The 18,685-nt window shown below is 47.0% G+C and carries 15 protein-coding genes; 4 read left to right on the forward strand and 11 right to left on the reverse strand.

Annotated elements, in window-relative coordinates; translation table 11 throughout:
* Positions 1-37: 37 nt before the first annotated feature.
* The 7 genes from H7T88_RS16040 to H7T88_RS16070 form a co-directional block, all read right to left on the reverse strand.
* Entirely contained in the window at positions 38-1,396 is a 1,359-nt protein-coding gene (locus H7T88_RS16040; RefSeq protein ID WP_260510949.1) for an amino acid permease, read from the reverse strand.
* 623 nt (positions 1,397-2,019) lie between these two features.
* Positions 2,020-2,478 (reverse strand): GNAT family N-acetyltransferase, encoded by a 459-nt coding sequence (locus H7T88_RS16045; protein ID WP_090917446.1) that lies wholly within the window; start codon positions 2,476-2,478, stop codon positions 2,020-2,022.
* Between the two features lie 137 nt (positions 2,479-2,615).
* Entirely contained in the window at positions 2,616-4,004 is a 1,389-nt protein-coding gene (locus H7T88_RS16050) for a DUF1963 domain-containing protein (RefSeq protein WP_221789305.1), read from the reverse strand.
* Positions 4,005-4,024: 20 nt separating this feature from the next.
* Positions 4,025-5,206, reverse strand: a complete 1,182-nt coding sequence (locus H7T88_RS16055; protein ID WP_221789307.1) for an alanyl-tRNA editing protein — start codon at positions 5,204-5,206, stop codon at positions 4,025-4,027.
* 377 nt (positions 5,207-5,583) lie between these two features.
* A complete protein-coding gene (locus H7T88_RS16060) occupies positions 5,584-7,731 on the reverse strand; it encodes an alpha/beta hydrolase family protein (protein WP_221789309.1) in 2,148 nt (715 codons plus the stop codon).
* A gap of 529 nt (positions 7,732-8,260) precedes the next feature.
* Positions 8,261-10,030, reverse strand: coding sequence for a dihydroxyacetone kinase subunit DhaK (gene dhaK, locus H7T88_RS16065; RefSeq protein WP_221789311.1), 1,770 nt, complete (start codon positions 10,028-10,030; stop codon positions 8,261-8,263).
* Positions 10,031-11,170 carry a glycerol dehydrogenase gene (locus H7T88_RS16070; RefSeq protein WP_090917434.1) on the reverse strand — a complete coding sequence of 380 codons (1,140 nt, stop codon included), beginning with the start codon at positions 11,168-11,170 and terminating at the stop codon, positions 10,031-10,033.
* A 367-nt stretch (positions 11,171-11,537) separates the two neighbouring features.
* Here H7T88_RS16070 and H7T88_RS16075 point away from each other — a divergent pair, with 367 nt between their 5' ends.
* Positions 11,538-12,569, forward strand: coding sequence for a PocR ligand-binding domain-containing protein (locus H7T88_RS16075; RefSeq protein WP_154985564.1), 1,032 nt, complete (start codon positions 11,538-11,540; stop codon positions 12,567-12,569).
* Positions 12,570-12,675: 106 nt separating this feature from the next.
* The gene (locus H7T88_RS16080) at positions 12,676-13,665 is read left to right on the forward strand and encodes an aldo/keto reductase family protein (protein WP_154891145.1); all 990 of its coding nucleotides are present in this window, start codon (positions 12,676-12,678) and stop codon (positions 13,663-13,665) included.
* A 6-nt stretch (positions 13,666-13,671) separates the two neighbouring features.
* On the opposite strand, the gene H7T88_RS16085 is transcribed toward H7T88_RS16080, so the two are convergent.
* From H7T88_RS16085 to H7T88_RS16100, 4 genes are read right to left on the reverse strand one after another with little or no spacing between them, the layout of a single operon-like run.
* On the reverse strand, positions 13,672-14,547 hold the full coding sequence (locus H7T88_RS16085; protein ID WP_221789313.1) for a LysR family transcriptional regulator: 876 nt from the start codon (positions 14,545-14,547) through the stop codon (positions 13,672-13,674).
* A gap of 28 nt (positions 14,548-14,575) precedes the next feature.
* Positions 14,576-15,049 carry an SMI1/KNR4 family protein gene (locus tag H7T88_RS16090; protein WP_221789315.1) on the reverse strand — a complete coding sequence of 158 codons (474 nt, stop codon included), beginning with the start codon at positions 15,047-15,049 and terminating at the stop codon, positions 14,576-14,578.
* Entirely contained in the window at positions 15,046-16,140 is a 1,095-nt protein-coding gene (locus H7T88_RS16095) for a threonine aldolase family protein (RefSeq protein WP_154891142.1), read from the reverse strand. Before H7T88_RS16095 ends, H7T88_RS16090 begins: the two co-directional genes overlap by 4 nt.
* Positions 16,141-16,154: 14 nt before the next feature.
* Positions 16,155-17,015: a LysR family transcriptional regulator gene (locus H7T88_RS16100; RefSeq protein WP_221789316.1), complete on the reverse strand. Its 861-nt coding sequence runs from the start codon at positions 17,013-17,015 to the stop codon at positions 16,155-16,157.
* 268 nt (positions 17,016-17,283) lie between these two features.
* On the opposite strand from H7T88_RS16100, the gene H7T88_RS16105 reads away from it, so the two are divergent.
* Both H7T88_RS16105 and H7T88_RS16110 read left to right on the forward strand, forming a co-directional pair.
* A complete protein-coding gene (locus H7T88_RS16105) occupies positions 17,284-18,276 on the forward strand; it encodes a zinc-binding dehydrogenase (RefSeq protein ID WP_221789355.1) in 993 nt (330 codons plus the stop codon).
* A gap of 84 nt (positions 18,277-18,360) precedes the next feature.
* Positions 18,361-18,663 carry a hypothetical protein gene (locus tag H7T88_RS16110; RefSeq protein ID WP_221789317.1) on the forward strand — a complete coding sequence of 101 codons (303 nt, stop codon included), beginning with the start codon at positions 18,361-18,363 and terminating at the stop codon, positions 18,661-18,663.
* Positions 18,664-18,685: the final 22 nt, after the last annotated feature.

An 18,685-nucleotide genomic window follows, 5' to 3' on the forward strand; every position in this document is an offset into this window, starting at 1 on the left:
TGTGAGATCATCTGTACCTTGTTTTTACTTAGCCTCTTTAAGCTGATTTGTTATTCATCTTGCGGAATCGAATCAAAGACCAGATCGTCAGCAATGCAAGTACACCGAGACAGATGCTAATACTGAACCGGTTGCCTTCATCAAACACAAACATCAGAGCAATGACGCTCAGGATCAAGACAACCGCCCCGGTGATATAAGGGAATCCCCATACCTTGAATGTAGGCTGAACCGGATACTTTTTACGTAATTTCAGCTGAGAAGCAGCGATGCAGATCCAGACCAGAATCACGACAAATCCCGGAACAGCAAGCAACACTCTAAACAGCTGATCTTGGGCAAACAGTCCTAACAAGGAACCTGCCAGCAGAACAACGGTACACACCAGCAACGTATTAATCGGGCTACCGTTGCGGTTGGTTTTGGCGAGTGCTTTAGGCGCCTCCCCGCCGACGGCCATAGAATGCATCATGCGGGATGCCCCGTAGATACCCGAGTTCGCTGCGGACAGCACCGCCGTCACCAATATAAAGTTCATAATATGTGCAGCACCCGGCAGGCCAGTTGATGCCAGTACCTGTACAAACGGGCTGCTTTCCGGCCCAATCTCGTTCCAAGGAATCAGACCACAGATAATCAGAATCGGCAACGTGAAGAACAAAATGATTCTGAACATGAAATTGCCCACGATCTTGGGCATCACTTTCTCCGCATTTTCCGTTTCCGTCAAGGTCAGGCCGATCAGCTCCGATCCTCCATACGAGAACATAACCACAAGCAGTGCAGAGAAGATCGATGTCAATCCGTTCGGGAAGAACCCACCCGCCTGCGTGTAGTTTTGTAAATATGGTGTGTTGTCACTTGGAATAATACCAAAGATTAGCCCTGCCCCGAGCACGATAAAAATAATAATCATCGCAATTTTGATCCCGGCCAGCCAAAACTCAAACTCACCGAACACACCCACGCTGAGCAAATTCACCAATATAATAAATGCCGCACACGCCAGACTTAGCATCCATAGTGGTACGTCCGCGAACCAATATTGCAGGAAACTGCCCGCAGCAATAACCTCGATGACACATACCGATAACCACAAGAAGCAGTACATCCATCCCATAATAAACGAAACTCGGCTACCGAACGCTTCCTGTACAAAATCTTTCATATTTCTGTTCTTGTACACCGTAGCCATCTCTGCCATCGCAGCCATAACCACAAGCAACAACAGTCCGGCAAAAATGTACGTTACAATAACACCTGGGCCTGCAAGTCCAATCGTACCTGCACTGCCTTTAAAAATGCCTGTCCCAATAACACCACCCATCGCCATAAAGGTAATATGTCTGGGTTTTAATTTTTTCTGTAATGATTCTTCCGTCTGAGTCTGAGCCAATTGAAATCCTCCTGAGGTACAAAAACGTCTGTAATCCTTGTCTATTTTTGAGCAATATAAAGTCCAGTATACCCTATCCATGATGAAACAGCCCACCCAATCTGTATGGCCAATTCATCCCAAACTTATGACATGCCTATGATTTATACCCTTTAAGTGTACAAAGTAATCGGTAAGTTGCCCATGTTATCAAACTATACCCTATTCCATAAAGTAGCCATGCATCCAGATTGGCGGTAAACGTCCCCCAATCACTGGTGATATACAGCAAAGGCAGCAAAAGAGATATACCCAAAGCAATTGTCCTACTGCACCATTTCGAAGCATACCAGCACACACCCAGAATCACAGCCAATATGGGACACAATACGAATCCAACGAACAATGGGTTCATTCCTTCAAACCACCAGTAGAGCATTCTCCTGCACTCTCCATTCTTTGGTGCGTCACAGCGTTCAAACCCCGAATTTTAGTTTATCACTTTTTACGCTGTATGAACTGTATCAAATGTTTCATTTTTTCTTCAAATCCATAAACACTTCAACACATAAATAAACGTCAAAAGCCAGCCTCCCTATACTAGAGAGACTGGCTGTTTCCGTTTAGATTCATCATCTATAAGGTTATCCAATAACTTTGGTCATAAATGTACTATTCGGGTCTAAAATATAGTCCGCAAACGGCTCGCAATATGCAAAACCAAAGTCTTCATACAGCTTGCGTGCCGGGATAAAAGAATCCATTGAACCTGTCTCCAGACTGATACGCTGATATCCGCGAGACGTAGCCTCTTCAATAATGTGAGCCAAGATTCGGCGAGCTACCCCTTTACGCAAGTGGGCGGCAGCCGTACGCATCGATTTCAGTTCAGCATGCTCCGCGTTCAGTTCCTTGATCGCCCCGCAGCCGAGCAGTTCCTCTCCGTCCCATGCACACCAGAACGTAATCTCGGGTTTCTTCAGTCCATCCAGATTCAGTGCATGTATACTTTCCGGCGGCGAATCCGCTGCCATGCCCATCAAATGTTCCGCGATTAGCGCTTTTACCTGATCTCCATTCAAATCATCCACTCTTATTTCCATCGTTCCCACTCCTGCCGACATTTTGTAATTTATCTCTCTCCACGAAGCTGATCAATGATTATATATTACAACGATGTCAGGTTTCGTGACAACAGTCACTTCATGCTGGAAAACGATAAGAAAGTGGGTGGATTATATTATGATTGCTGATACGATACTGCTGTCATCTGGCATGGCTCACACGCAAACATGTAATACACACCTTCCCCATTCTCCTGAATCATCTCACCGTCCAACTGTCCGATAGCTTTCATCGTAGCAGAGCAGGCTGGACATACTGGATAATCTGCATCTTGCACCCAGCCGGGGTGACCCCCAACCTGTGATATAGAAGTTTCCATTGCCCACTCACTGCCATGATAAGGCTGACGTGGTTCCGACGCGATACGGAACCAACGTCGCTGTACCTGCTCCTGCGCCCCTCCTGACCATTCTCCCTCGCCAGCAAGGCTACCTACATCTAAGCTACTTGAGCTAACTCCCGAAACATCTACGCTCATCTCTTCTACATCAATTTCATCAAATCCGTCGGGCTTCACATTATACTTACTCCAGATCGGATTCCCTTCTGCATCCATTTCCATGTACACCACGCTGTAACTGCTGCATACCAAGCAGGTCTGCACATCAAGTTGTGGAGAGTTCCAGTGAACAGACCGAAGCGATGGATGTTTCACATGTAAATTCATTAAGCTGATAAATGAACTACCACACCATGGACAAAGCTTGGAACTTGGCACAAGTAAAGAAATCGGAGAACCATTCAGGTTCTCACTCTCGCCTGCCTCTACATCACTGTGTTCTGCTTCATACAATGAATAACTCGGAGTGATGAACAATTCTCTGCGTTGACCTTCTTCGGTTAACTCCCAACCCGCCTGCAACGTGTAACGCTCAGGTGCGACATACAGCTCGCTGGCCCACAGGGGCGGAGCCTGCCTCCACTGCAAGAACTGTTGTACAACCACTTCGTCACCGATATAAGCCAGCATGATCAGAAAGTGGTTACGATTCTCCCCATCGTTGTTCACCTGCTGAATCAGATGATCTCGCGTCTCGCCAGAGGCGCTTTTGAACAAAACCGCTGGATAAACAATCTCCCGCTCCAAAAGTTCAGGAATTTCCGACGTCAAGGGCAGATCATGATAACAAACAAGATACTGCAAAATATCCTTACCGCCGTCCTCGTCATCTGAGCGGATCAACTCCATTGCGTAACGCTTCATCTCATGTTGCTGCTCTGCTGTAAGGGACAGATACACTTGTTCCATGGAGTACATATACGGTACATATCGAATAAGTTCGTTATATGTCCGGGGTTCATGCATGATTTTCAGAATCTGCGCTACATCCGTAATGCCCTCATACAGATCGACGTCACGCCGATTCGCTTCAATATAACGCTGGTGTGCCTCCCGTTCCATCTCCTGCTTACAAGGCATACAATACCCACCTGTTTTAGCCGCTGTTGCTGGCAAAATCATATGGTCGCATCCTTCGCGTATACATGGAATACGTTCTGCCATGCTTCTGCCTCCTTCAACCTTTAGGAATGGTGTCCTAGCTGCTCCTTGGTGAACTCGTAAAACGCAAGCGCATCCTCACTGCTCGCAAATCCGGCCTGAGCTATTTTCTCACTGCCGCCTCCTTTGCCTTGGTACGCCCCGAGATTTCCTTTGAAAAACGGCCCGCACGCCCATTCCGGCGGCTGTCCGTTCTGTGCCAGCACAACCTTCGCCTCCGAGATGCTGGCAAACAGCACCAAACCTTCATGCTCTTCCGTAAGTTTGGTAGCCAGGCTTTGCATGTCCTTGAGTGATTTGTCCTCGAAAATCTGGGCAATAACCAGCCCTTCACGTGCCGCAAGCAGTTCTTCGGCGTAATAGGCATCATTCGTTGCTTTTAACGTGTTCAGCTCGCTTTGCAGATGTTTCTGCTCCTGTTCCATTTTCTCAATACGCTCCAGAAGCTCGTCCCGACTTGTCTTTAATTTGGTCGTAATGCCGTTCAACACCTGCTGAATTGCCGCGAATTCGTTCACAGCTCTCGTACCGCATTTGAAATAAATTCGTGTGTTACTCTTGATCTTCTCCGTTTTCAACAACTTAATGATGCCAATCTCGCCCGTTGCCGCCACATGTGTACCACCGCAAGCATTGTATTCCACACCCTCAATCTCCACGATGCGAATGTCCTCCGTCACCGTTGGTTGCTTCACTAAAGGCAGTCGCGCCGCCTCTTCCGCGGTAACCCAAGATGAGCGAACCGGAGCATTACGAACAATCTGCCGATTCACCTCTTGCTCGACTTCAGCCAGCTGTTCCAGGTCAAGCGTCTCTGTAGCTACATCAATCGTTGCATAGTCCGTACCCAGGTGAAAACTGAGTGTCATCGCATCTGTCAGTTTTAGTGTAATTGCCGATAACAAATGCTGGCCCGTATGCTGCTGCATGTGGTCAAATCTTCGCTCCCAATCCAGTTCACAGTGCACTTCATCCTGCTCCGGGAAACGTTCCAGCTTATGCCACACTTCACCGTCTTCCAAGTTCACATCCAGAACCGCAATGCCGCCAATCTGTCCCAGATCACACGATTGTCCGCCTCCATGCGGATAAAATGCCGTCTCGGCGAGCGTAACGTATACGCTATCTTCTTTCGTCACCCGATTGGTAATATGTGTATGCCACTCGCGCGTGTACGCAGCGTCATAGTAAATTTTTTGAGTCATTGAATGGATTCGTTCCCTTCTCGTTCAAGTAAGTTACAATACTCTCAGATTACACTATTTCCCATAGCTAAAGCCAATTTCGGTTAACTCTAATCACTTGTAGTATCACAAAAAAGACCGCTCTGTAAGCCATAGCCTACAGAGCGGTCTATATTCTATCCAACGTTTCATCTGAAAATGTTGGATATGTAGCCCTTTGATTACACCGGAACGGAGATGACAGACTAATGCTGGAGAAGCGGAGCGTTCGCCTTTATAACCCGATTTTCCCCTAAGGAAAAACTTCAATAAAATCGGGGGATAACAGCGATCGAAAGCATAGTCAGTCATCGGAGTGGTCAAGTGTAATCTAAGGCCACGCCATATCTTTTTTCACATTAAACCAAATTCCAGAAGAGAACGGTATTCGCCACAGTCACCATCGTAAACAGCAACGTATTCACAAATGCCGCGAGCCATACATTGTTCGTTTTCTCAAACAATTTGCGTGCGTATACGGCAGCGATGATCAGACATGGCACCAGTGCGAACAACAGAATGCCGTTCAGTGCTTGAGTTGGATACAGCGCCACACCTGTCATAAAGTCTTTTCCATACTGTGCCAGCATCCACAATACCAATCCGCCAACATTCAGTACAATCGCAAGGAACATACCACCGCGTTTGCCGCGCGTATTGGCGTTCAGTGCAACGGCACTCACAAAGTAATAGATCAGGAACAGTGGTGCATAACGCAGTGCAGTAACGAAATGTGCCTGTTCAAACGTACGTACCGCAAATGTCCAGATCCGGAAGTCCGTTCCGAAGATCGCCTGTACCGCGAACAGTAGTGCATAGCCGATTACAATAGCCAGTACAGCTGTTACAAGGCTGGCAATGATGGTTCCGATATTCAAGCTAATTCCGTAATCACTGAAACGAGTGCCTGCATCCTTTTTGGAGAAATAGTGGAATGCAAAGGTCACCAGAATCATAATCAACGCCGATACCAACGCCCAGTATACGATCTGGTTCGTCGTTGGTTCATTGAAGTATGTGCCTGTAACGACAATTTTGCTCGCATAGTTAAACACAACCCACATGACCAGAGATACAATGGCCAGCAGCACGCTGCCTACGCCGATATTTTTCATCCGGCGGCTTGCCGCATAATCATTCTTTTTGCTTCCAGCCAAGATAAATCCAATGACTGCACCAAGCACACTTACGATCAACAAGATCAGAGCAATGACACGCAATACATTCAATCCGTCTGCCGATTTATCCATTAGCGTTGGGAAAAGAATGGCCGGGATCAGCGTGCTGAACGCAATCGCGAGCCAGTAGATCGTTTTTTGCTTGCCACTTACGGCAGCGGAAACTGTTGCGATCTCGTTGCTAACCGCTTTACGAAGCAATGGCAGTCTGAGTAACAACGTAATCAACGGTACAATCATCAGGAAGAAGCCAATCAAGGCTACAAAGTTAAAAGCTTCTTTCGCCCACCAGATCTGATTTCCCGATCCCAGATTCACATTGGTCTGGTTCGGTGACGTTACCCCATTGAAAGCATGCGCGTAAAAGTCGATCAGATGTCCCGTCGTTGTTGGCGAGAAATGGTTCCACGGGTGAGTCTGATTCGGTGTGAACATGATGTGTTCGCCCGTTTGCGAAGGCCGAACCACTTTGCCATCAACCATCAAGTCACCGGAATTAACTTCCGTGAATTTGTCCGTTTCCGCTCTAGGTGCATCTGCCGCGAGTCCGAGGAATGCTTTACCCGAGATGGTTGCGGCAAAATCCTTACGCATTACAGTACCTTTGATTTCTTTTTCAGCGGCTGTCTTCTCTTCGTCGGATTTATTGAAGAAAAACTCGTCATACTTACCCGCAATCATACCCACTGTACGGCTACCAAAAGCAGCTTGCAGCTGATCCTGCGGAGCTACGGCAGCAGCATACGAATAATCTGCGCCTACAGAAATCCCTGTATAGATCATGCGGTGTCCTGTTTGCAATGAAGTCATCTCGTCCATGTACATGGAGAGCAATGTCGAGAATCCGCCCATGGAGTGACCGCTCACAGCAACATATGCGTTACCTTTATCATCTTTTTTGGTGAAATCCTGATCATAGATATATTTAGCCGCATCGAATTGAGAATAAATCCAGAACGTGCCGAACATATCTTTCACCGGAATAGGTGCACTCCAGCGGGAATCCCCATGATCATACATATCGAGTGCGAGCACGATGTAACCACGTCTCGACATCTCAATGGCAGGTGCATCCTGCATTTCTTTTGTGTTCAAATAACCATGCGTTGTAATGATAACCGGTCTTTTGTCATCAGCACCCGCACCTTTTGGCATGTACAGCAGACCCGATAACGTTCCGTGATCGGCCTGGAATTTGATCTCTTTAACCTTGACGGAATAGAAGGATGTGTTGAACATGCCGGCAAACAAGCTGCCGAAAATAACCAGAACGAGTGATAAAACCAGCAACCCCTGCGGTTTTTTCAAGAATGATGTGACTGTTCTCATTGGTTGGCTCCTTTAAGTAATATAAAATGCGATATAACTTGAACTCCATATATTTACACATGCACTTCGATGACAGAATAACCTTCCGATCGCTGTTATCCCCAGATTTTTTGATTCCCTTCTAAAAAGGGAAAATCCGGTGATAAAGGCGAAGCCTATGCTTCCGATGTAGCTTTCTTTCAGAAAGCTTTTAGCTTCGCTTCTTCAGGTTTTTTCTGTCCTCTCCGTTATTGTGTAATTTAATAGTTCAAATTATATAGATAAATAGATATCACTATGCATACGCTTCCCTCAAGGAAATGAGCGAAACAGCATGTCATAATGCAGTTAACAATACAAGCCAACAATAAACATAAATTTAATAATTCAAATTCGATGTAAATGAGTACATGTAAATATTGACTCACTATGGCCTAAAAAAGGCACACATAACGACGCCGGACTCCGGCGCCGTCACCTGTGTCAATTCGGTTCTGTATAGTTCTGTATAATCTATATCGTCATTCAAGCTATTTTAATGAATTCTATCTTACTTCAAAGACTCGGACAGTTCGGTGAAAATAACACCCAGCGCATACGCGCCAGCATCCGGATATCCCAGACTGCGGTCACCGACCGTACCTGCGCGTCCCATACGTGCTACGATATCTTCGGTTTTCTTCGCACCTTCAACCGCTGCGGCTGCACCTTTGGCAAACACAGCTTTGAAGTCATCGCCAGACTCTGCACTTTGCGTCCAGGCATCTGCGCATGGTACGAGTGCGTCGATCAATGTTTTATCCCCTACAACCGCTCCACGTCCGAAGGAACGCTCACCTGTTGATTGAATGCCTTGTACCGCTGCCTGCATCATTTCAGCAAAATCAGCGACATTCAAATGTTGCTTCTCACCTACCGCTTTGCCCGCTGCACGGAATGCCGAACCCCAGATTGGGCCGGATGCTCCGCCGCAATACTCCATGATGACGAGAGAGCATGCATCGAGGAATGAACCGATATCTTTTTTCTCTTCGTTAACGATGTGGTTCCACTCGCGCTTCAATTGACGGAAACCTTTGGCTACACTCATTCCGAAATCACCGTCACCGGCATGGGAATCCAGTTCACAGAACGGCACTTCGTTCTTGATGATGATCTCACCCATTTTATCGATCAGGTAAACCATGTTATCCAGTGAAAACTGATTATTTTCAACAACAGCTGCTGATGCATCCGTCTGCACTTCATAGGATACCTGAACATCCTCAGTCACAACTGCTTCGAGCGCTTCAGAATAAGAAACTTGCGCCACTGGAGGGCCGGATACTTTAAATGCAGGCGTGTCGCTTTCCTTGAACAACAACGTTTTCAGCTCATCATCCAGCTTCAGAAGCGTCACCGATGCACCCGCCATGTCAATACTGGTCATGTAGTTGCCTACAAATGTCGTCGCTACGTTAAGACCTGCATGTCCTGCAAGCTCACGTTGCACCGAGTTGTTGAGCAGGTACAGCTCTTGCAGAGGTGTTGCACCAAAACCGTTCACAAGCACAGCGATCTCGGCAGACGCATCCTGATCCAGCTTCATATCTTTGAGCAATGCGGACACCATACGTCCTGCAAGCTCATCTGCAGAAACAATTTTTTCACGACGAATACCCGGCTCACCATGGATACCTACCCCGAACTCCATCTCGTCTTCCGCGATTTCGAAAGTTGGTGTTCCCTTGGCAGGAACCGTACAAGACGTGAATCCAAAACCGATACTGCGCACGTTCTGCGCCGCTTTCTCGGCAACAGCCTTCACTTCTTCCAGGCTACGTCCTTCTTCTGCTGCTGCGCCGGCAATTTTATGAACCAGAACCGTTCCAGCCACACCGCGGCGTCCTACCGTATACAAGCTGTCTTGCACAGCAATGTCATCTTCCACACGTACATATTGCACGTTGATGCCATCTTCTTCAGCCAGATGTGCTGCGTTTTTGAAGTTCATCATGTCGCCGCTGTAGTTTTTGATGATAAGCAGTGTACCTTTATTGCTTGCCGTTGCTTTGATCGCTTGATATACCTGGATTTGGGAAGGGGATGCGAATACATCTCCGCACACCGCTGCATCCAGCATACCTTTACCGACATAACCAGCATGTGCTGGCTCGTGACCGCTACCGCCGCCGCTAATCAGGCTGACTTTATCCGCCTGAATCTCTCTGCGTTTAATCACTTTATATTTTTTCAGGAACTCTAGCTCCGGGTGCGCAAGCGCAATCCCGTTGCACATTTCCATGACAACATGTTCAGCTTGGTTGATGATTTTTTTCATTTATTTTGCCTCCTGGCGTGCTTTGTACTCCCGTCCGATTCGGTCAGCTGCTGCAATCGCTGCGGCTACTTCAGGAACAGTAATCGGGAATGGCATCGCGTGGATAGATTCCTCTGGAATGCACGCAATCTCTGCTACTTTCAACAATTCTTCTTGTGTAATGGTTTCTACGCCGATATCTGCCAGACTTACAGGCAATCCCACGGAAAGACAGAAATCCATCACTTGGTGTAATTCTTCGGTCGGTGCATTTTCAAGAACGAGCTGTGCAATCGTACCGAAGGACACTTTTTCACCGTGGAAATAGTGGTGTGTGCCTTCCAGAACCGTCAGACCATTGTGGATCGCGTGAGCTGCAGCCAAACCGCCGCTTTCGAATCCAAGACCGGACAGCAAGATGTTCGTTTCTACGATGTTTTCCAGGGCTTGAGTTACCACATTGCTGTCACTCGCTACTTTTGCTTTAGCGCCGTCCGTCAGCAACATTTCGTAACACAATTTAGCAAGTGCCAGTGCTGCATTCGTTCCTACAGCAGAAGGTGTGTACCCTTCACGGGAACCCATTGGCAGACTTGCATTCACACGGGAGTAAGATTTTGCTGTTGCTCTTGCCTCGAAATAAGTTGACAACGCATCTCCCATACCGGATACGAGGAAACGTGTTGGTGCATTCGCAATAACCGTTGTATCTACCAGCACCACGCTTGGGCTTTGTTTGAAGTATGCATAATCGTCAAAAGAACCTTCTGGTGTGTACAATACTGCCGAGTGGCTTGTCGGTGCGTCTGTTGCTGCAATCGTTGGGCAGATGATTAATGCATCACCTTCAGCAACACATTTTGCGGCATCAATGGCTTTACCACCACCGAGACCGATCGTGCACGTACAGCCTTTTTCTTTCGCAATTTCTTGCAAACGAGCAACTTCCTCACGTGAACATTCGCCTCTAAAACCGCTTTCAACAAACGTGATATTGAATTTTTCTGCTGTTGCATCCAGCTTGGCTTTAACACGCTGTACATCGTCCGGGTGTGCGATCAGCAATGCAGAATCTCCGAAGGATTTTACGAAATAACCCAGGTTCAACAATTCGTCTTCGCCTTGCACGTACTTGGTTGGGCTGATAAATGCTTTTCTCATAATATGATATGCCTCCTAAAAGTAGATTCGATAGAATGTTTTGCGCAGCAACGCTTGTCCTTCTTGACTTGAATTCAGAGGTTAAGGTGCCTCGCTCCGTGTTACATCAAATTTTAATTGTTGCAATTGACCTAAATATAACGCAGAAACAAGAGGTTTACAGTGGACTTTGATAACAAATTATTATAATTTGCAATCGTAATTTTTTGCTTTTTCGCATAATCGTGGTATGTTATTGTCATGAGATGGTTGAATTTTGACCTCCCATGTTCCATTACCCGTCCTGTTCACGTCTTAATATGTACAACTTTCAACTTTTTAACGACTCTCCAATCGATGAATTCGGTCTGCCACGGAGGTTTTTCACATGATTAAAGAATATCTGCACATCAATAAAATACTGGATCTGGACAAGTGGAAGCGCCTTCAGGATTCCCTTGCCACCGTTACCAAACTTGCCATTCTCACCGTTGATTATAAAGGCATACCCGTGACCAGCCACAGCAGCTGTCAAGCATTCTGCCAGAACGTTCGCAAAGATCCTGAGCTTCTTCCCTACTGCCAAAAATGTGATTCTCGCGGCGGTTTGGAAGCTGTCCGCCTTAACGAACCTTACGTTTATCTATGTCATTTCAATATCATTGATATTGCGATTCCGATTACGATTGACGGAAAATATATTGGCGCGGTCATGGCCGGACAAGTCAAACTGGCTGACCCCGAGAAGGGAAGCGATCTGGAGCAGATCGTGACGTCCAAAAACGTACCGATGCATGATGCGAAAATGAAGGAGTTGCAGGCAGATTACGATCAATTACCCGTCATGACGTATGAGGAGATCGTGAAGATTTCCAATATGTTATCCCTGCTCTGCAACTATATTGTAGAGGAAGCCTTAAACAAAAACTTGCTGGTGGAGATGTTTGAGAAAGCTTCAGGCAATCAGGAGTCCGTCAACTTGTCCACCATCCTGCCGGGTTACTCGATCCGTAACATCGAGTCGATCAAAAAGGAAATGACCAATGCCATTGCGGACGCTTATCTCAAAAATAGTCCAAGTGATACGGAGAGTCTCAATCCGGTAATCCAGCCTGCTTTTGAATATATCCATAGCCACAAGAGCGAACAAGTGTCTCTTAAACAAGCAGCCGATCTGTGCCACCTGAGTCCAAGTTATTTCAGTAGACTGTTTGCCAAGGAGACGGGTGAAAACTTCACCACCTATCTCGCCAAGCTCAAAATCAAGTGGGCCAAGCAACTGCTGGAGGTCACAGACATGCCCGTTTCACAGATCAGCGATGAGCTGGGATTTAATGAATCGGGGTATTTTATTAAAATATTTAAAAAGTTCGAGGAAATCACACCTGCCCTCTATCGTAAATATATTCAGGAGAGCTGATTAACCTGTGATATGTTTTTCATATCAATCATGCGCTTAATAGATATTTCACCTAATTATCTGCACTTGCTACAATGGAGTCCAGATGAGTAAGGAGGCATGACAAATGGAATATCGCAAATTGGGAAACAGCGGTTTAACCGTCAGTGAGATTTCGCTGGGCAACTGGATTACACATGGATCACAAGTTGATGATCCAACAGCACAAGCTTGTGTCCAAGCTGCATTGGAGGCAGGTATTACGACATTTGATACGGCAGACGTATATTCGGATACCAAGGCGGAAACTGTGTTGGGACAGGCTCTCAAGGGAGTACCAAGAGAGAGTATTGAACTATGCACCAAAGTCTGTCATCCAACCGGCCCAGGTCACAATAACAGAGGACTTTCCCGCAAACATATTATGGAAGCCTGCAGTGCTTCATTACAACGATTGCAAACAGATTATATCGATGTCTATTACGCTCACCGCTATGATACACACACTCCACTGGAAGAGACATTCCTTGCGTTTGCTGATCTTGTTCGTCAAGGCAAGGTTCATTATATTGGGGTTAGTGAATGGACAGCTGCTCAGATTGAGCAAGGCTCCGCACTAGCTAAAGAGTTGCGTGTACCTTTCATCGCAAGTCAGCCGCAGTATTCGATGTTATGGCGTGTAATTGAGCAAGAAGTTGTGCCCGCAAGTGTACAGGCAGGTCTGGGACAGATTACATGGTCTCCACTCGCTCAAGGCATACTATCGGGTAAATACCTTCCGTATGAAGCAGTGCCACCCGGATCACGAGCAGCAGCCCAAGCAGGGAAACCCTTCTTCAACAAGCTCGCCGGTCGTTGGTTACACGATGATGTGCTGACTGCTGTACAACAGCTTCTTCCTCTAGCGAAGGAACTAGGTCTGACTCTTCCTCAACTCGCTGTTGCCTGGGTTCTTCATCATCCCTACGTCAGCTCAGTGATTATTGGGGCATCCGGGCCAGAACAAGTACTGGAAAATGTGAAAGCTTCCGGTGTGAAACTGGATCAGGATATCCTCACTCGAATTGATGAAATATTAGGAAAATGGATTGAGAGAAATCCTGTCCTGACGGGTTAATATAGTTTAGTCGCTCTTGTCCATGTGTATAAAACGGGTGACCACACCCTGATTCATGTCCGTCCGCCATGCCATGTATAAGGGCACGGAGGGCGGTTTTTCTATTAAAGGTAAAAATACCACACCTCTGCGCTGAAACACCTCCACCGAAGAAGGAACAATGGAAACTCCCATGCCTGCAGCAACGAGGTTCACAATCGTATACATCTGGATTGCTTCCTGCGTAATTCGCGGTTCTACCCCATGCTCCCTGCAATACTCCCGAACGAGACGATGAAATGGTGAGCCCAAATGGCTAGGGAACAAAATAAAATCCTCTTCCGCCAAGTCAGTAATCGACACTTGAATCTGCTCTGCCAAAGGGTGATCGTCTGGAACCACCACCATTAACGTTTCTTCCTGGAAGATCCGGAAAGACACATTTGGCGTATGCTCCTGATATCGTAAAAATCCAATATGGATCTGTCCATCTTGCAGTGCCTGCAGCTGTTCAGAAGATGTCATCTCACGCAGTGTAATTTCGATCTGTGGGTACGCTGCTCGAAATCGCCTTAGCATATCGACCATCATACTGCCTGAAGCCGAATCCACAAAAGCTACCGTTATATGACCAACGATGCCTTGGTCAACCTTCTGTGTGAGATAGATAGATCGTTCAAGCTGAGCCAAAATTAGTCTTGCCTGATCTAGAAATACGGCTCCCGCAGGTGTTAGCCTAACCATCTTTTTCGTACGTTCCAACAGCTTAACACCTAGTTCTTCTTCTAGATTTTGGATCTGTTGACTCAGCGGCGGCTGAGTCATATTTAATCTTTCGGCCGCACGATGGAAATGAAGTTCCTCCGCCACGGCGATAAAGTAGTGTAACTTTCGAATATCCATTACACCTGATACACCTCCCCTCTCCCCGTTACTTCATCTGCTCCTCCACCCAGATGGCAGACTCGGCATGCATCGTCATGAGTGCACAAAAATCAGACTCGATCTCTACTAAAGGAATATCGTCTCCACAATCATGTACGAGCATTAGCACTTTGCCAGAGGATTCATCCAGAACGGCTATGCTACCCTCACCAAATCCGCCGATTGGAAAAAGCTTCAGCCCGCCAGGCAGGTCGTATTCCTTCTCGTACTCTCGATATGCATCCAGAAACTCGGGATACGCCCAGTCTAGCTCTTTGACTGAATACAAAGCGGGGTCACCAAAGTTGCACGCCCCTAATTCTAGTAGCAGCGCACGGTACGCCGCAGGCAGCTTCACTTGGTACTTTTGCTCAAAATTCTCGATGTCCTGCTCGGTTTCAGGTTTACTGCCACTCCCCATCGATGTTCCATATGCCTGCACCAACAAATCCCGAATCGGGTCTAGCTCTACGAATTTCATCTGTTTTGCAACTCTCCGTCCAGCCAAGTTAGTGCATCTCGTAGCTTCTCCTGCGGCACCGTATCGTATCGATCCCCTGTCGACATTTCGAATGAGCAGCTGTTGCCTCCGGTTTTGTTCAGATAAGATGTAATCGCGATCTCAAACTTCTGCACCATCTGCACGAGCAAGGGTTCAACCTCGGAAGCTGCGAGTGTAAAGTGTACGTGAAACATATTGGATACAGGAGTTTCAGGGATCGTGTGAATCCCGTGGCATGCATTGAACAGCGAGGCAAGTTCCTTGGCCTGCTCGTAATAATGTCCCATTTTGCCAACACGTTCGTTGTAATAATACTTGGAGCTGAGAATATACGGATACAGTCCGATCAGATCGCCGCCATGCCGCCGTTTCCACACCTTGGATTCCTGCATGATGTCCGTATCCCCAGCAAGAATAGCTCCTGCAATGCCGCCAATACCTTTGTAAAAAGAGATGTATACACTATCAAACAAACCGCAGATCTCCGCTGGTGTTTTCTCGTAATAAGGCGTGATCTCAAACAGGCGCGCTCCGTCCAGATGTAACTTGATCCCGTGCTCACGGCAGTATGCCGAGATCGCCTCCAGTTCCTCATAAGCCGGCAATTGCCCACCTATCTCTCGCTGTGGTAACTCAAGTAACAAACAGGCGTATTTCTCCTTAATTGCTTTCACATCGCTGAGAGTAATCAATCGATCCGCTTTGCCAAGCAAAATGCTTTCGATCTGATGCAGCTCCTTTAGCCCATCTTCTTCATGAATCTCCAGGTGAGACAGCGGATGATACGCCACTCGCTTGATACCTGCCCGGTCACACCAGATGCGAAGTGCAATCTGCTGCGCCATCGTGCCGCTTGGGAAAAACACCGCCGATTCCTTCCCTAGCACATCTGCCATCTCCTGTTGAAACTCATCAATGATTGAGCCATTCCCGTAGTGGTCACTGAACGTTTCTCCATCCACCTGTTCCAGCGCTTCCTGCAGCACTTTCACTTTGCGACTGCCGTGCCCGCCTACAATGTACGCCGCCTGACCGAATGCGTCGGCAAGTGTTAATTTGTTATTAACCAAAATCAACCTCTCCTTTACTGTTCCGGTATCGTCATAATCTCCACTAGAGCCTGGAGCGCGTTAGAACGATGTTCACCATGAGCATAAACAAATCCTACTTCCAGACGAGAATACGGGTCAGGCAATGATACGAGGTGTACCTCATCTCTCGATGCCGCTTGAACCACCGAAGAACGGGGTAACAAGGATACGCCTAAGCCGGAAGAAACCCCATGGATAATGGTATCGAGTGTCCCATATTCCATGACATTTAATGAATCAACCCCTTGGGTTTTCAAAAAATCCTCCGCCTGAGCTCTGTGCGTGCATCCAACCTCAAAAAATAACATCGGCTTGCTGAGCAGTGTTGACATGTCATGTTCGCCCGGTTTAACGATGAGCACCAGTTCATCGTCATACATTTTTATATAATTCAGCTTCTCATGTTTGACCGGGCCATACACCAAAGCGCCATGTAATTCATGGGCTATAACCTTCTGATTCAGCTCGTGTGTACCACCAGTGACAAGGGAATAACGTACCTTCGGATAACATGCGCAGTACTCGGCCAAAAGCGGTGTCAGAAAACGAGAAGCCGCAGTCTCAATCGAACCCAAACGAAGATTTCCTGTCGGTGGACTTCCTTCCTGTGCGGCCTGCTCTGCTTCATCTAATAATTCCAGTATTCGATCTGCGTATCCCAGCAGGTTCTCCCCCGCTGGAGTGAGCAGCATGCCACGATTAGAGCGATGAAACAACGGCACTTGAAGCTGATCTTCCAATTGTTTGATTCGTGTGGTCACGTTGGACTGAACATAATTAAGTGCGGTGGCGGCTTTAGTGATACTGCCTTCGCGGGCAACCGCCTGGAATATTTTCAAATCCCCTGCATCCATTTTCTTCTCACCTGCTTGTCTTTATATCAGAGCATTCCGCTCTATTGAGATGTCGTACATCAGGCTAAACGCTCTTCATTTCTTCACGTATTCTTATCTATCATTATTCCTGATACTGACCTTCATTTCTGTTTATTTTACGTGTTTCCATCTCGCCTGTACAATGACTCCGTAATGAGTCGTCCATCTACTCTATAAGAGCACAAAGAACGATGACAGAGTAACTATATTATACAGGGAGGTAACATCCATGAACGTATCCAAAACGATGAATGCAATCATCCATTCAGGTCATCGCGGCCTTGAAGGTCTTCAATATTCAACCTGTCCAACACCTGAAGCAGGCCTCGGACAAGTCGTTGTAGAGCTGCGCGCTGCTGGACTGAATCACCGGGATCTCTTCATTATGTCAGATCGTACGCCTCAAGACACTCCGCTTATTCCCGGATCGGACGGGGCGGGCATTGTAGTAGAAGTTGGCGAAGACGTAAAGCATATCTCCATAGGCCAAGAAGTCATCATTCACCCGACGCTCGGCTGGGAGCATACCGCAGAAGTACCTGTCGTTCCAGGTATAGTCGGCGGCCCTTCGCATGGAACACTAGCGCAATATATTACACTGCCTGCCAGCAATGTGTTGCCCAAACCTGAACATCTCTCCTGGCTTGAAGCTGGTGTATTGTCTCTTTCTGCACTGACGGCGTATCGTGCGCTGTTCACTCGCGGGGGGCTGAAAGCAGCCGAACATCTTCTGATTCCCGGAATCGGAGGTGGTGTCGCAACGTATGCTCTTCTTATGGCTTTAGCTGCGGGAGCAAAGGTCACCGTAACATCTAGAAGTGAGGTTAAACGAGCTGAGGCATTACGTCTCGGGGCTCATCAAGCTTTGGACAGTCATGCGGATTGGAATGACACGATGAATTCTGATGAGCCTGTAGACATCATTCTGGACAGTATTGGACAAATGATGTTCCCCAAATACGAAAGTGTCATCCGACCTGGCGGACGAATCGTCATGTTTGGCGCAAGTTCAGGCGATGACTTACATCTGCCGATTCGTTCGATCTTTTTTCCGCAGATCAGCTTGATCGGTACTTCTATGGGCAGCCGTGAGGAGTTTGTACAGATGCTGGATTGGGTAGATAAACATAAGATCCGCCCTGTAATAGACAGCATCTATCCACTGCAAAATACGGCACAGGCGTTTGAACGCATGGAAAAAGGCGAGCAGTTCGGCAATATCGCGATTACGATGCACTAAACAACGACCTTTTTACCATGAACTTTCCCCTTATCAATGATAGACTAATGCTTAGACATGGTCATCAGATAGGGGGATTTGTCTTTGACTCGTTTTCTAAAACGTCATATGAAACGAGCTATCCTTTTGCTGATTGTATTTTTGCTTGCTGCTCAGATCCCTGTGATGAAGGAATTGCTGGCTAGAGGAGCTACAACATTATACGCAGCTGTCAAGTATCCAGATCAAACGATCACATTTGAACACTTTGAATATGAGCCGCACTTTGGGGACTATATCATTTCCTATAAGACTCAAAAGTCAGATGCGCTACATCTCACATTAGCACCAAAAATGCTACCCATTTTCGTAAAATATGATCCATGGAGTGAGCCTATATTAGACTAAACGGGCCTGCACCACCTCATGC

Origin of the sequence: Paenibacillus cucumis (ex Kampfer et al. 2016) (assembly GCF_019748695.1) — a bacterium.
Classification (GTDB): domain Bacteria; phylum Bacillota; class Bacilli; order Paenibacillales; family Paenibacillaceae; genus Paenibacillus; species Paenibacillus polysaccharolyticus.